Origin of the sequence: Stenotrophomonas sp. AR029 (assembly GCF_047520695.2) — a bacterium.
Taxonomy (GTDB): domain Bacteria; phylum Pseudomonadota; class Gammaproteobacteria; order Xanthomonadales; family Xanthomonadaceae; genus Stenotrophomonas; species Stenotrophomonas sepilia.
In genome coordinates this window covers 145,971-159,747 of sequence record NZ_JAXBQQ020000003.1, presented here as the reverse complement: position 1 = coordinate 159,747, position 13,777 = coordinate 145,971, and the positions used below count along the sequence as shown (strand labels likewise).

At 68.1% G+C, this 13,777-nt stretch carries 10 protein-coding genes; 9 read left to right on the top strand and 1 reads right to left on the bottom strand.

The annotated features are described in order from the left end of the window. Positions 1-21 precede the first annotated feature (21 nt). Entirely contained in the window at positions 22-636 is a 615-nt protein-coding gene (locus tag ACM0PB_RS12955) for a DUF938 domain-containing protein (protein ID WP_005420993.1), read from the bottom strand. A gap of 695 nt (positions 637-1,331) precedes the next feature. Here ACM0PB_RS12955 and ACM0PB_RS12950 point away from each other — a divergent pair. Genes ACM0PB_RS12950 through ACM0PB_RS12910 form a run of 9 tightly spaced genes read left to right on the top strand, consistent with a single transcriptional unit; the run spans position 1,332 to position 13,683 of the window. Beyond that, positions 1,332-2,963: a TldD/PmbA family protein gene (locus ACM0PB_RS12950; RefSeq protein WP_164230202.1), complete on the top strand. Its 1,632-nt coding sequence runs from the start codon at positions 1,332-1,334 to the stop codon at positions 2,961-2,963. A gap of 30 nt (positions 2,964-2,993) precedes the next feature. Beyond that, complete coding sequence (locus ACM0PB_RS12945; RefSeq protein WP_065185542.1) at positions 2,994-4,628, top strand: TldD/PmbA family protein; 1,635 nt, start codon at positions 2,994-2,996, stop codon at positions 4,626-4,628. 21 nt (positions 4,629-4,649) lie between these two features. After that, the gene (locus ACM0PB_RS12940; protein ID WP_065178690.1) at positions 4,650-5,984 is read left to right on the top strand and encodes a TldD/PmbA family protein; all 1,335 of its coding nucleotides are present in this window, start codon (positions 4,650-4,652) and stop codon (positions 5,982-5,984) included. Then, entirely contained in the window at positions 5,984-6,691 is a 708-nt protein-coding gene (locus tag ACM0PB_RS12935) for a DUF4159 domain-containing protein (protein WP_005421001.1), read from the top strand. The genes ACM0PB_RS12940 and ACM0PB_RS12935 overlap by 1 nt, the downstream gene beginning before the upstream one ends. Before the next feature lie 16 nt (positions 6,692-6,707). Further along, the gene (locus tag ACM0PB_RS12930) at positions 6,708-7,691 is read left to right on the top strand and encodes an AAA family ATPase (RefSeq protein ID WP_065178689.1); all 984 of its coding nucleotides are present in this window, start codon (positions 6,708-6,710) and stop codon (positions 7,689-7,691) included. A gap of 7 nt (positions 7,692-7,698) precedes the next feature. Further along, a complete protein-coding gene (locus ACM0PB_RS12925) occupies positions 7,699-8,595 on the top strand; it encodes a DUF58 domain-containing protein (RefSeq protein WP_065178688.1) in 897 nt (298 codons plus the stop codon). Beyond that, the gene (locus ACM0PB_RS12920; RefSeq protein ID WP_164230200.1) at positions 8,592-9,713 is read left to right on the top strand and encodes a BatA domain-containing protein; all 1,122 of its coding nucleotides are present in this window, start codon (positions 8,592-8,594) and stop codon (positions 9,711-9,713) included. Before ACM0PB_RS12925 ends, ACM0PB_RS12920 begins: the two co-directional genes overlap by 4 nt. Then, complete coding sequence (locus tag ACM0PB_RS12915; RefSeq protein WP_164230198.1) at positions 9,710-11,878, top strand: hypothetical protein; 2,169 nt, start codon at positions 9,710-9,712, stop codon at positions 11,876-11,878. Before ACM0PB_RS12920 ends, ACM0PB_RS12915 begins: the two co-directional genes overlap by 4 nt. Next, positions 11,875-13,683, top strand: a complete 1,809-nt coding sequence (locus ACM0PB_RS12910; RefSeq protein WP_164230196.1) for an amino acid adenylation domain-containing protein — start codon at positions 11,875-11,877, stop codon at positions 13,681-13,683. Before ACM0PB_RS12915 ends, ACM0PB_RS12910 begins: the two co-directional genes overlap by 4 nt. Positions 13,684-13,777 lie beyond the last annotated feature (94 nt).

Below are 13,777 nucleotides of genomic sequence, written 5' to 3'. Positions count from 1 at the left end.
ACGGCCGGCACTGCCGGTGGTTCACCCCAACCGCCACAGCAATAGCCGGTTATTGGCCGGCATCGCCACGTCACCCAACCGGGTAAACCCGTTGTCGGCCGCCAGCGCCTGCACCGCTTCGCTGTCACGGATACCGCTGCGCGGGTCGCGCGCCTTCAGCCAGGCATCGAACTGCGCATTGCTGTCACTGGTATAGCGGCCGCCATAGTTGAACGGACCGTAGATCGCCAGCAGCGCACCGTGACGCAACAGTGGCGGCAGCGCGCCGAACAGCACCTGCACGTACTCCCAGCCCATGATGTGCAGCGTGTTGGCGCTGAATGCGGCGTCGAACGTGCTGCTTTCTGGAAGGTCCAGGCCCGTTGCCGGTGGCAGCTCCACCTGCAGCGCCACCGGCGGCAGCAGGTTCAGCAGCGCGGCCTCCGCACGCCAGGCTTCGATGCCGGGCAGATGGTCCGGATGGTCGCTGGGCTGCCAGCGCAGCCACGGCCAGCGCTCGGCGAAGAAGGCTGCGTGCTGGCCGGTACCACTGCCGATCTCCAGCACCCGATGGCGGTCGCCCATCCACGGGTCGAGTGCGGTGGCGATGGGTTCGCGGTTGCGCTCGCAGGCTTCTGAATACGGCTTGCTCGACATCAGGACGGTGTCCAGGCGGGGTCGGCCCCATTGTGCACGAGGGGGTGTCTGCAGGGCTTGCAGCCCTGCACCCGCCGGAGCCAGAGCCAGAGCCAGAGCAACGTCAAAAGCTGGCATTCCGTGGGATGGCAGGGTTGGTCCGGTTGCGGGGGACGCCGTAAACCCGTCCTTGGGGGCTTGGCCGCGGCATCCATGCCGCAGCCAAGCCCGCAGCCGGACCCACCCCGCCTTCGACAGTTTCCAGCGATCTGTTGGAACGGCTCTTGGGGTCAGATCCGTTTTCCGCAGGAAAACGGATCTGACCCCGGATTCATTTCGATATCTGACAGAAAAATCGTGTCGACCAAGGTCGACACCTACCAACAGCCGCAGGAATCTGTCAGAGGTGGGGCGGTGTCGGATTGCGGGGTGTCAGCCGCATGGATGCGGCTGCCAAGCCTCCATGGACGGATTCACGGCGTCCCCGCAATCCGACACCGCCCCGCCCACCCACGGAATGCCGCTCTGGCTTTGGCTCTGGCTCTGGCTTTGGCCGTTGCCGTTGCATTGAGCAGGTGCAGGGCTGCAAGCCCTGCCGAAACCCTCCCCAACCATGACTGCAGTCACTTGCCCGGTTGCGCCGCGCTGGCGAAAGTCGAGGAGTGGACGTGATCGGTCCGGCGCGTTGCCGACCGCAAGCGAGAGAGAGAAACGCTGTGCAACGACGTGAGTTCCTGGCTTTTTCCGGCCTGGGCCTGGCCGGCCTGCTGCTGCCGCATTCCCGTGCCATCGCCGCCGAGCAGCTGATGGCGCCGGTCGATACCGCCCAGCGCCGGCGCTTGGCCGAGGTCGCGCTGGCCACCGCACGCACGGCCAAGGCCAGCTACTGCGATGTGCGCATCGGCCGCTACCTCAACCAGTCGGTCATCACCCGCGAGCACCAGGTCGGCAATGTGACCAACCGAGAATCGTCCGGCGTGGGCGTGCGGGTGATCGTCAACGGTGCCTGGGGCTTTGCTGCAACCCATCAGCAGACCGAGGCCGCCGTGCGCGCGGCAGTCGAGCAGGCGGCGGCAATCGCCCGCGCCAACGCCAGCATCCAGACCCGCCCGGTGCAACTGGCACCCACGCCGTCCGTCGGTGAAGTACGCTGGCAGACCCCCGTCCGCAGGAACGCGATGGCGGTGCCGATCCAGGACAAGGTCGAGCTGCTGCTGGCACTCAATGCCGCCGCGCTGAATGCGGGCGCCGACTACATCAATTCCACCCTGTTCCTGGTCAACGAGCAGAAGTACTTTGCGTCCAGCGACGGCTCGTTCATCGACCAGGACATCCATCGCATCTGGCTGCCGTTCACCGCCACCGCCATCGACAAGGCCAGCGGCAGGTTCCGCACCCGCGCCGGCCTGTCCTCGCCGATGGGCATGGGCTACGAGTTCCTCGATGGCGATGCGCGCGGCAAGGTGCACCTGCCCGGCGGCATCACCGCCTACCGCGATTCCTATGACCCGGTCGAGGACGCCATTGCGGCCGCCCGCCACGCGCGCGAGAAACTGAAGGCGCCGTCGGTGAAGCCCGGCAAGTATGACCTGGTGCTGGACCCGTCCAACCTGTTCCTGACCATTCACGAGAACGTCGGCCACCCGCTGGAGCTGGACCGCGTGCTCGGCTACGAAGCCAACTACGCCGGAACCAGCTTCGCCACGCTGGACAAGCGAGATGCCGGTTTCCGCTGGGGCAGCGACATCGTCACCTTCTTCGCCGACAAGACCCAGCCGGGCAGCCTCGGTGCGGTCGGCTACGACGACGAGGGCGTCAAGACCCAGCGCTGGGACCTGGTGCGCGACGGCATCCTGGTCGACTACCAGGCCACCCGCGATGAAGCCCACATCCTCGGCCGCGATGCATCGCATGGCTGCAGCTATGCCGATTCCTGGTCCAGCGTGCAGTTCCAGCGCATGGCCAATGTCTCGCTGGCGCCGGGCAAGCAACCGCTCAGCGTCGCGGACATGATCAAGGACGTGGAGAACGGCATCTACATCCACGGCCGCGGTTCGTATTCGATCGACCAGCAGCGCTACAACGCGCAGTTCGGCGGCCAGCTGTACTACCAGATCAAGGACGGAAAGATCGCCGGCATGGTAGAGGATGCGGCCTACCAGATCCGCACGCCGGAATTCTGGAATGCCTGCACGGCCATCTGCGATGAACGCGACTTCCGCCTGGGCGGTTCGTTCTTCGACGGCAAGGGCCAGCCTGGCCAGGTCTCGGCGGTCTCGCACGGTTCGTCCACCACCCGCTTCAACGGCATCAACATCATCAACACCGCGCGCAGTCTCGGCGCTTGAGCCACCCATCCTTCGATATGGAGAGCAGCCTTGCAAAGACGTGACTTCCTGGCCCTGACCGGGCTTACCGCGGGCGGGCTGATCGTGCCCTCCTTCTTCGGCAAGGTGATCGCCGCCGAGCAGCTGCAGAGCACGCTGGACCTGGGGCTGAAGAAGCGCCTGGCCGATGCGGCGCTGGCTGCCGCCCGCCAGGCCGGTGCCACCTACTGCGACGTGCGCATCGGCCGCTACCTGCGGCAGTTCGTGATCACCCGCGAAGACAAAGTGCAGAACGTGGTGAACACCGAGTCCACCGGCGTGGGCATCCGCGTGATCGTCAATGGTGCGTGGGGCTTTGCCGCCACCAATGCGCTGGGCACCGCCGACGTGGCCAAGGCGGCGCAGCAGGCGGCCGCGATCGCCAAGGCCAATGCCGGCGTGCAGACCGCGCCGGTGCAGCTGGCCAAGGCGCCGGGCGTGGGTGAGGTGAGCTGGCGCACGCCGATCCGCAAGAATGCGATGGAGGTGCCGATCAAGGACAAGGTCGGCCTGCTGCTGGACGTCAACGCCGCCGCAATGGGCGCCGGTGCCAGCTTCGTCAACTCGATGCTGTTCCTGGTCAACGAGCAGAAGTACTTCGCCTCCACCGATGGCTCCTACATCGACCAGGACGTGCACCGCATTTGGGCGCCGATGACGGTCACCGCCATCGACAAGAGCAGCGGCAAGTTCCGCACCCGATCGGGCCTGTCCTCGCCGATGGGCCTGGGCTACGAATACCTGGACGGCGCCGCCGCGGGCAAGGTGGTCAGCCCGAATGGCGTGGTCAACTACAGTTCTTCCTACGACATGAAGGAAGACGCCATCGCCGCCGCCCGGCAGGCGCAGGAAAAGCTGAAGGCGCCGTCGGTGAAGCCGGGCAAGTACGACCTGGTGCTCGACCCGTCGCACACCTGGCTGACCATCCACGAGTCGATTGGCCACCCGCTGGAACTGGACCGCGTGCTCGGCTACGAGGCCAACTACGCCGGCACCAGCTTCGCCACGCTGGACAAGCGCGAACAGCGTTTCCAGTACGGCAGCGAGCTGGTCAACATCTTCGCCGACAAGACCCAGCCGGGCAGCCTCGGCGCAGTGGCATACGACGACGAAGGCGTGAAGTGCAAGCGCTGGGACCTGATCAGCAACGGCAAGCTGGTGGACTACCAGACCATCCGCGACCAGGCCCACATCCTCGGCAAGACCGAGTCCGACGGCTGCTGCTATGCCGACTCGTGGTCCAGCGTGCAGTTCCAGCGCATGGCCAACGTGTCGATGGCACCGGGCAAGAAGCCGCTGAGCGTGCCGGACCTGATCAAGGACGTGGAGAACGGCATCTACATCATCGGTGACGGTTCGTTCTCGATCGACCAGCAGCGCTACAACGCGCAGTTCGGCGGCCAGCTGTTCTACGAGATCAAGAACGGCCAGATCACCCGCATGCTGGAAGACGTGGCCTACCAGATCCGCACGCCGGAGTTCTGGAACGCCTGTACCGCCGTGGCCGACGAGCGTGACTACCGCCTGGGCGGTTCGTTCTTCGACGGCAAGGGCCAGCCGGGACAGGTCTCGGCAGTCTCGCACGGTTCGTCGACCGCGCGCTTCAACGGCATCAACGTCATCAACACCGCACGCAGCCTCGGCTGACCGGTCAGGAGCCCTTACACCATGAGTATCTTCACCGAAGCCCAGGCCAAGGCCATCCTCGACAAGGTCATCGCCCTGTCCAAGGCCGACGAGTGCACCGCCGTGCTGGCCGGCGCGATCAGCGGCAACATCCGTTTCGCGCTGAACAATGTCTCCACCAGTGGCATCGTCGACAACACCGAGCTGGCGGTCACCGTCGCCTTCGGCAAGCGCGTCGGCACTGCCTCGATCAACGAGTTCGACGACGCCGCGCTGGAACGTGTGGTACGCCGTGCCGAAGACCTGGCCCGCCTGGCACCGGAGAACCCGGAGTTCATGCCGGCCATCGGCAAGCAGAGCTACCGCGCCAGCCCGACCTTCAGCGAATCCACCGCCGCGATCGATCCGGCCTTCCGTGCCAAGGTTGCTGCCGATTCGATCGCCCCGTGCCGCGGCCACGGCCTGGTCGCCGCCGGCTTCCTGGAGGACGGCCAGGGCTTCCAGGCCACCGCCAACAGCAACGGCAACTTCGCTTACCAGCGCACCACCAACTTCGATTACACCTGCACTGTGCGCACCGAAGATGGCCGCGGTTCGGGCTGGGTCGGCCGCAACCTGAAGGACGCGGCGGACTTCAAGGCTGACCAGGACATCCGCATCGCCATGCGCAAGGCCACCGAATCGGCCGAAGCCAAGGCACTGGAACCGGGCAAGTACACGGTCATCCTGGAGCCGGCCGCAGCGGCAGGCCTGATCAGCTTCATGATGAATTTCTTCAGTGCACGCTCGGCCGATGAAGGCCGCAGCTTCCTGTCGAAGAAGGGCGGCGGCAACAAGCTGGGCGAGCAGGTCTACGATCCGCGCGTGACCATGATCGCCGACCCGTGGCATCCGGATGCACCGGTGCTGCCGTGGGACAACGAAGGGCTGCCGCGCGAACGCATGGCCATCATCGAGAACGGCAGGATCGCCAATCTGGACTACTCGCGCTTCTGGGCGCAGAAGCAGGGCAAGACCGCCAAGGCCTCGCCGGGCAACCTGCTGATGAGCGGTGGCGACAAGAGCACCGCCGAGCTGGTGCGCGGCACCCAGAAGGGCATCCTGGTCACGCGTACCTGGTACATCCGCATGGTCGATCCGCAGACCGTGCTGCTGACCGGCCTGACCCGCGACGGCACCTTCTACATCGAGAACGGCCAGATCAAGTACCCGGTGAAGAACTTCCGCTTCAACGAGTCGCCGGTGATCATGCTCAACAACATCGAAGAGCTGGGCAAGCCGGTGCGGGTGGCCGGTGATGAATCCAGCTACGTGATGATGATCCCGCCGATGAAGCTGCGCGATTTCACCTTCACCTCGCTGTCCGACGCGGTCTGATGGATCGCCGGGCCTGCCTGCGCTGGTTGGCCGCTGCCGCTTCGGCGGCGGCGCTGCCGGCCTGGGCACAGGCAGGCCCGCGCAGTTCGCGCTATGACTTCTGGTTCACCCGCCTGCAGTACGACTCCGGTGACTGGGACGTGGACGCGCGCATGCCATCCAACCTGATCACCTCGCTGATCGACTACACATCGCTGCGCGTGGACCCGCAGGAACACGTGGTGGCCCTGGCCGACCCGCGCATGCTGGAAGCGCCGTTCTGCTACCTGGCCGGGCACACGCTGGTGGAGTTCAACGCCGCCGAACGGCAGAACTTCGTGCGCTACGTGCGAAATGGCGGCTTCGTCTTCGTCGATGACTGCAACCATGACATCGACGGGCTGTTCGCCACCTCGTTCGAGGCACAGATGGGCCGCCTGTTCGGTCCGAAGGCATTGCAGAAACTGCCCAACAGCCACGCGCTGTACCGCAGTTTCTTCCGCTTCCCGGACGGTCCGCCCGCCACCAGCTTCGAACTCAACGGCTGGGGCGACGACCTGGTGCACGACTATCTGAAGGGCATCGAGGTCGATGGTCGGCTGGGCCTGCTCTACAGCAACAAGGACTATGGCTGCGAGTGGGACTACGACTGGCGCAACAAGCGCTTCCTGGCCGAAGACAACACCCGCTTTGGCGTCAACATCGTGATGTACGCGTTGAACAATTGACAGGACCTGCACGCCCATGAATTCCTCCGACCTCGATTCCCTGCTGCCGCGCCTGGATGAACTGCGCGCCGCGCTCGCACGCGCGGTGGTGGGCCAGCACACCGTGGTCGAGCAGCTGCTGATCGGCCTGCTGGCCGGCGGCCACTGCCTGCTGGAAGGTGCGCCCGGGCTCGGCAAGACCCTGCTGGTACGCTCGCTCGGCCAGGCATTGGAACTGCAGTTCCGGCGCGTGCAGTTCACCCCCGACCTGATGCCCAGTGACATCCTCGGCACCGAGCTGCTGGAGGAAGACCATGGCACCGGCCATCGCCATTTCCGCTTCCAGCAGGGCCCGATCTTCACCCACCTGCTGCTGGCCGACGAACTCAACCGCACCCCGCCCAAGACCCAGGCCGCACTGCTGGAGGCAATGCAGGAACGCACCGTCAGCTACGCCGGAACCACCTACGCGCTGCCCGCTCCGTTCTTCGTGCTGGCCACGCAGAACCCGATCGAGCAGGCCGGCACGTACCCGCTGCCAGAGGCACAGCTGGACCGCTTCCTGCTGCACGTGCTGGTGGATTACCCCAGCGAAGACGAGGAGCGGCGGATCCTGGAACAGACCACCGGCGGTGCCACCGACGCGGTGCCGAAAGTGATGGATGCCGAGGCGGTGATCGCCCTGCAGGCGGCTGTGCGGCAGGTGCATGTCAGCCCCGACGTGCTGGCCTGGATCACCCGCCTGGTGCGCGCCAGCCGGCCAGGCGAAGGCGCCCCGGCGGCGATCAACCAATGGGTGAAGTGGGGCGCCGGTCCGCGCGCCGGCCAGTCGCTGGTGCTCGCGGCAAAAGCGCGCGCACTGCTGCAGGGCCGCTTCGCCGCCACCCGCGAGGACGTGCAGGCACTGGCCGCACCGGTGATGCGCCATCGCCTGCTGCTGTCGTTCGCCGCCGAGGCCGAGCAGAAGCGTGCCGACGACGTGGTCGCCGCCCTGCTGCAGGCCGTGCCGTTCCCGGGTTGAGCCACGCGTGAACGCCGGTACCCCGCTGACCTTGCCTCCGGAACTGCGTGCGCGCCTGCGCCTGCTGCGGCTGCGGCCGCGCCTGGCCAGCGGCGCCAGTGGCATCGGCCAGCACGCCAGCCGCAGCCGCGGTGCCGGCCTCGAGTTCGCCCAGTACCGGGCCTACGAACCGGGCGACGAGCTGCGCCAGATCGACTGGAAGTTGTATGCGCGTTCGGACCGCTTCTTCGTGCGCGAATCCGAACGCGAAAGCCCGATCACGGTCTGGCTGCTGCTCGATGCCACCGCCTCGGCCGGCCAGGCCGATCGCGCGGCACCGCAGCGCACGCGCCTGGATCACATGCGCGGCGTGGCCGCCTGCGTGGTGGAACTGGCGCTGCAGCAGGGCGACCGTTTCGGCCTGCTGGCGATCAATGGCGATGGACTGCAGTTGGTGCCCGCAGCGAACGGCGCACGCCAGCGTGACCGCGTGCATCTGCAACTGCATGCCCTTCAGGCACGCGGCGGCTGGCCCGTGGCCGATCGCCTGCGCCCGCTGTGGGAGCGTGTGCGTCCGGGCGACCTGCTGCTGGCGATGGGTGATGGCTTCGACGCGGCCTGCATCGTGCTGCTGGAGCAACTGGCCAGCGCACGCCGTGAAGTGGCACTGCTGCAGATCCTCACCGCCGACGAGCGCGATTTCCCGTTCGACGCCGGCCATCGCTTCCGCGATCCGGAAACGGGCGAGGAACTGCTGGGCGATGGCGCGGCGATCCGCGCCGATTACCTGCAGCGCTTCGCCGACGCACGCAACGCATTGCAGTCGCGCCTGCAGGCCAGCGGCATCGCCAGTGCCACCGGCTGGCTCGACCAGCCGCTGGATCATCCACTGCAGGTGCTGTTCGGTCGTGGGGGCGGTGCATGACCCTGCTGTTCCCGTTGGGCCTGGCCGCGCTCGCTGCGTGGTTGCTGCCGCTGCTGATCCATCTGGCCCGGCGCCATCCGTACACGCCGCTGGATTTCGCCGCGCTGCGCTGGCTGCGTGCACAGATCCGCCCGCGCCAGCGCATCCGCTTCGATGACTGGCCGTTGCTGCTGGTGCGCCTGTTGCTGCTGGCTGCATTGGCCTTGCTGCTGGCACGCCCTGCATTGACCGGCCCCGCTCCCATCCCCACCGCGTGGACGGTAGTGGCTCCCGGATTGGACGCCGCCGCACTGCGCGGGAGTGCCGAAGCGGGCAACTGGCACTGGCTGGCACCCGGCTTCCCCGCTATCGATCACGCACCACCTGCGTCCAGCGCATCGCTGCCCAGCCTGCTGCGCGAGCTGGACGCACAGCTGCCCACGGGCACCGCGTTGACCGTGCACGTTCCCGATCCCCTGCCCGGTCTGGATGGCGCCCGCCTGCAGCTGTCGCGCGAAGTGCAGTGGCGGCCGCAACCGATACCGGCCACTCCGCAACCGAGTGCCGCGACGATGCCGCGTCTACGCGTGCACAGCGATGCGCCGGCCGCCGCCCAGCACTGGGTGAACGCACTGCAGCGCGCGTGGGGCATGCAGGCGCCGCTCGCTCCTCTGTCGGCCGATGCCCTGCCCGAACGCGGCGAGATCGGCGTATGGAGCCGCAGCGATGCACTGCCGGCGAGCTGGCAGGCGTGGCTGCGCGACGGCGGTCGTGCAGTGAGCGCCGGCAAGCCTGCTCGCGGCGCCGGCATCCTGCTGCGCAACGCCGACGGCACACCACTGCTGTGGCAGCAGCGCATCGGCCACGGCGTCCTGCTGTCACTACCCGGCGACTGGGATGCCTCAGGCAACGCTGCGCTGCGCGACCCGCAGTTGCCGCGTGCCCTGCTGCTGGCCCTGCAACCGCCAGCGTCACCGCGCCTCGGCGATGCACAGGACCAGGCACCACGCCGGGCCGCACTGCCCGCCATAGCGCCCCCAGCGCGTGAGCCAACCACGTGGTTGCTGCTGGTCATCGTGGTGCTGTTCGCGCTGGAGCGCTGGGTGGCCAGCAGTCGCCGGCGCAGGGGGGCCGCATGAACACCCTGCAGTACGCCTGGCAACGCGCACGCCGTCGCCGTGCACTCGTTACCCTGCTGCTGGGCCTGCCGTGGGCGCTGGCCGCGACGACGCTGGCGCTGCGCCTGGCGGGCTTCGATATCGCCTGCGTGGTCGGCACGGTCAGCGTGCTCGCCTGCGCAGCGCTCGCCACGGCACGTGCCCGCCAGCTGGACCCACAGTGGGTGCAGCGTCAGCTCGATGCCGGCGGTGCCAGCGAGGACAGTGCCGACCTGCTGTTCGCCGATATGGCAACGCTCAATCCGCTGCAGCAGCGCCAGCGCGCGCATGTGCTGGCCACGCTGGAGCGCGCGACACCGGACCTGCGTCCGCGCTGGCCGCGCAGGGCGTTGGCCCTGAGCTGGGTCGCAGGCCTGGCGATCACTGCGCTGGCATTCGGCTGGCCACGTTCCGGCCCCGGCTCCGCGCCGGCGCGCACATCGGCGCCTGTCAGCATGGCTGCCGCCGGCCCGCTGCACCTTCAGTCCACCCGCCTGCGGATCGACGCGCCGGCCTATACCGGCCAAGCCACGCGCACCCAGAACGCGTTGGATGCCAAGGTCGCCGCGGACAGCCGGCTGTCGTGGTCGTTGCGCTTCGATCGCGCGCCGGACAAGGCATGGCTTCAGTTCCACGACGGCCGCCGGCTGCCGCTGAGCGAGCAGGATGGGCAGTGGCTGGCGCAGGATGTGGCGCGCGTGCCTGTGCTGTACCGCGTGGTGAGCGAACCTGCACTGGCCCAAACCCACCTGCATCGCCTGGATGTGGTCGCTGATCGTGCGCCCAGCGTGCGCGTGCTGGAGCCCGCCGCGACCCTGGTGCTGGGCACGCCCGGGCAACGCCAGTGGTCGTTGCGCTTCGAAGCCAGCGATGACTACGCCGTGGCCACGCAGGCAACGCTGTCGATCACCATTACCCAGGGCAGCGGCGAGAACATCACCTTCGTTCGCCGCAGTGTCGGCCTCACCGGCAGCGGCGAAGCGACTGCACGGCGTTTCGCTTACACCCTCGACCTGGCTGCGCTGGGCGCGCAGCCCGGCAGCGATGTCATCGCCCAGCTGGAAGTACGCGACAACCACGCGCCAACACCGCAGGCCGGGCGCAGCAGCAGCGTGATCCTGCGCCTGCCCAGCGCCGAGGTTGCACTCGGTGCCGAACTGGAAGGCCGCATCAAGAAGACGCTGCCGGCCTACTTCCGCAGCCAGCGGCAGATCATCATCGATGCCGAAGCGCTGATCCGGCAGCGACGCAGCCTCACTGCCGAGGACTTCGTGAAGCGCAGCGATGCGATCGGTGTCGACCAGCGCATCCTGCGCCTGCGCTACGGCCAGTTCCTGGGTGAGGAAAGCGAAGGCGCACCGAAGCCGCCGCCGACCAGCGACCTGCCCACCAGCGATGCGCCAGCTGCAGGCAGCCACGACACCGAGCACGAGCACGACCATGGCACCGAGGCCGGGGCACACGATGAGCATGGCCACGATCACGGCGGCAAGGCGTCCAATGCCGATTCGCCACCGGTGTTCGGCAGCGCCACCGATGTGCTCTCCGAATACGGCCACACCCATGACCATGCCGAGGCCGCGACCCTGCTCGACCCGCAGACCCGGGCCACGCTGAAGGCCGCGCTGGACCAGATGTGGTCGGCCGAAGGCGAGCTGCGCCAGGGCCGGCCAGAGCAGGCGTTGCCGTTTGCCTACAAGGCGCTGGGTTTCATCAAGCAGGTGCAGCAGGCCGAACGCATCTATCTGGCGCGGGTCGGGCCAGAGCTACCACCGATCGATGAAGGCCGTCGCCTCGGCGGTGATCGCGCCGGACTGGCCAGTCGTGAACTGCCGTTGGCCGCCCGAACCCCGCCCGACCGGGCCATCGTTGAAGCCTGGCAGCGCCTCGGTGATGACACCAGCGTGCCCGACCTCAATGCACTCGCTGCCTGGCAGCAGCACAATGCCGCCTACCTGCCCGATGCACTGGATCTGGCCGCCGCCATCGAGCAGCTGCGCATCGAGCCCGGTTGCCACGACTGCCGCCTGCGCCTGCGCGCACAGCTGTGGCGGGCACTGCAACGTCCACTGCCACAGGCGATGCGGCGCAGTGCGGCCGATGCGATGGGCCAGCGCTACCTCGATGCGCTGGAGGCGCAGCCATGACCCCCTCCAGCCCGAACCTGTGGATTGCGCTGGCACTTGCTGTGGTCGTGGTCATCGCCAGCGTGCGCCAGTTGCGTGGAAGCACAGCGCACCGAGGTCGCCGCTGGATCGGCATTGCGCTGCAGATCGCCGCTGCCATGCTGCTGTATGTCTGCCTCGTACCCCTCAATCGCCAGCAGCCCGCAGGCGGGTTGGTCGTGCTGGGAATCGATGCCGACCGGGCTGGCGCACTCCCGGCCAGCGAAGGCCCACTGTTGCTGTTGCCCGAAGCTGCCGATGTGCCCGGCGCACAGCGCGTACCCGACCTGGCCACCGCGCTGCGCCAGCATCCAGCCTCCACGCTGACGCTGGTCGGTGCGGGCCTGGCCGCGCGTGACCGCGACGCAGTACTGCCACGCGACGTACGTTGGCAGCCGACAGCACCGCCGCGCGGCTGGGTCGCCTTGCAGCCACCGGCCGACGCCGCGCCCGGCGCACGCTTCGAGGTACAGGCACAGGCGCGTGGCGTTGCCAGGGCAAAGGCGGAACTGCTCGACCCGGCCGGCAGCGTGGTCGATCGCGCGGATGTTGCCGAAGACGGCCACGTTCAGTTGAGTGGCATCACCCGCGCCGAAGGCCGCAGCGTATTCCAGCTGCGCCTGCTCGATGCCGACGGCCATGTGGTGGACAGCGCACCGGTGCCGCAGCAGACCCTGCCGGCGGCGCCGTTGCGCCTGCAGGTGCGTGCCAGCGCGCCGGGCCCCGAACTGAAGTACCTGCGCCGCTGGGCAGCCGATGCCGGCATCCGCGTGCAGGTGCAGGCCGATACCGGTGCCGGCCTGAGCGTTGGCGACGGGGCCTTGCCGCTGGACGCGGCGTCGCTGGCGCGCAGCGATCTGCTGCTGCTGGACGAGCGCAGCCTGGCGGCATTGAATGCCGCCCAGCTGGCCGCTGTGCGGCAGGCGCTGCGCGAAGGACTGGGCGTGCTGGTACGCAGTGCGGGCGCCCCTTCGGCCAGCGCGCGCCAGCGCCTGCACGATCTGGGCCTGCCGCTGCGGGGTGATGGCAGCAGCCAGGTCCTCGAACTTCCCGGCGACGGCGAGAGCGCGGTCCTCGCCGCACGACGTGGCCCGCTCGCCGCGGGTACGCTGCCGACCGGCTACGGCGAAGAGGCAGACCGCAGTTCGCACGACGCCGCGCTGCCCACACTGGAAGCACTGGCGCTGCAGGTACCTGGCAGCAACGCGCTGCTGCACGATCGCATTGGCAAGGCTGTCGGTGGCTGGCGCGCTACCGGCAAAGGCCGCATCGGCCTGCTGCCCATCACCGACAGCTGGCGCTGGGTACTTGCCGGCCGCGATGACCGCCACGGCGAACTGTGGAGCGGCGTGGTTGCCACGCTGGCGCGGGCGCAGGGCAGCGCTGAGGCGTTGTGGTCGCCACAGCCGATCAGCTGGGCGGGCGAACGGCAGGCGCTATGCGGCGTGCAGGCGCCGCTGCAGGCCTTCAACGCACGCGGCGAAGGCACGCCGCTGATCGTCGATGGCGCGACGTCAGACCTGCGCTGCGCGGGCTGGTGGCCGCGCGAGGCGGGCTGGCAGCGCCTGCAGCACGGCGACGCTACCCTCTGGCGCTATGCATTCGACCCGAAGGACGCGCCCGCGCTGCATCAGCAGGCAATGATCGATGCAACCACGCAGGCGCTGGCGGGCAGCTCCCCGGCAACCGCGTCGCTGATGCAACCCGTGCCGGGATCGCGCTGGCCGTGGTGGCTGGCGTTCGTGCTGTGCGCATCGCTGCTGTGGTGGCTGGAGCGACGGCGCTGATCCTGGGGTCAGAACCCTTTCGCCAGCGAAAGGGTTCTGACCCCACCGATCGGATCGCGAACGGCATCCACGCATGGCGTGGATCTACCAGCCC

Excerpts from the sequence above, each read along its gene's own strand:
- ACM0PB_RS12940 (WP_065178690.1), top strand. The coding sequence starts at position 4,650 with ATGAGTATCTTCACCGAAGCCCAGGCCAAGGCCATCCTCGACAAGGTC.
- ACM0PB_RS12915 (WP_164230198.1), top strand. The coding sequence starts at position 9,710 with ATGAACACCCTGCAGTACGCCTGGCAACGCGCACGCCGTCGCCGTGCA.
- ACM0PB_RS12935 (WP_005421001.1), top strand. The coding sequence starts at position 5,984 with ATGGATCGCCGGGCCTGCCTGCGCTGGTTGGCCGCTGCCGCTTCGGCG.
- ACM0PB_RS12910 (WP_164230196.1), top strand. The coding sequence starts at position 11,875 with ATGACCCCCTCCAGCCCGAACCTGTGGATTGCGCTGGCACTTGCTGTG.
- ACM0PB_RS12930 (WP_065178689.1), top strand. The coding sequence starts at position 6,708 with ATGAATTCCTCCGACCTCGATTCCCTGCTGCCGCGCCTGGATGAACTG.
- ACM0PB_RS12920 (WP_164230200.1), top strand. The coding sequence starts at position 8,592 with ATGACCCTGCTGTTCCCGTTGGGCCTGGCCGCGCTCGCTGCGTGGTTG.
- ACM0PB_RS12955 (WP_005420993.1), bottom strand. The coding sequence starts at position 636 with ATGTCGAGCAAGCCGTATTCAGAAGCCTGCGAGCGCAACCGCGAACCC.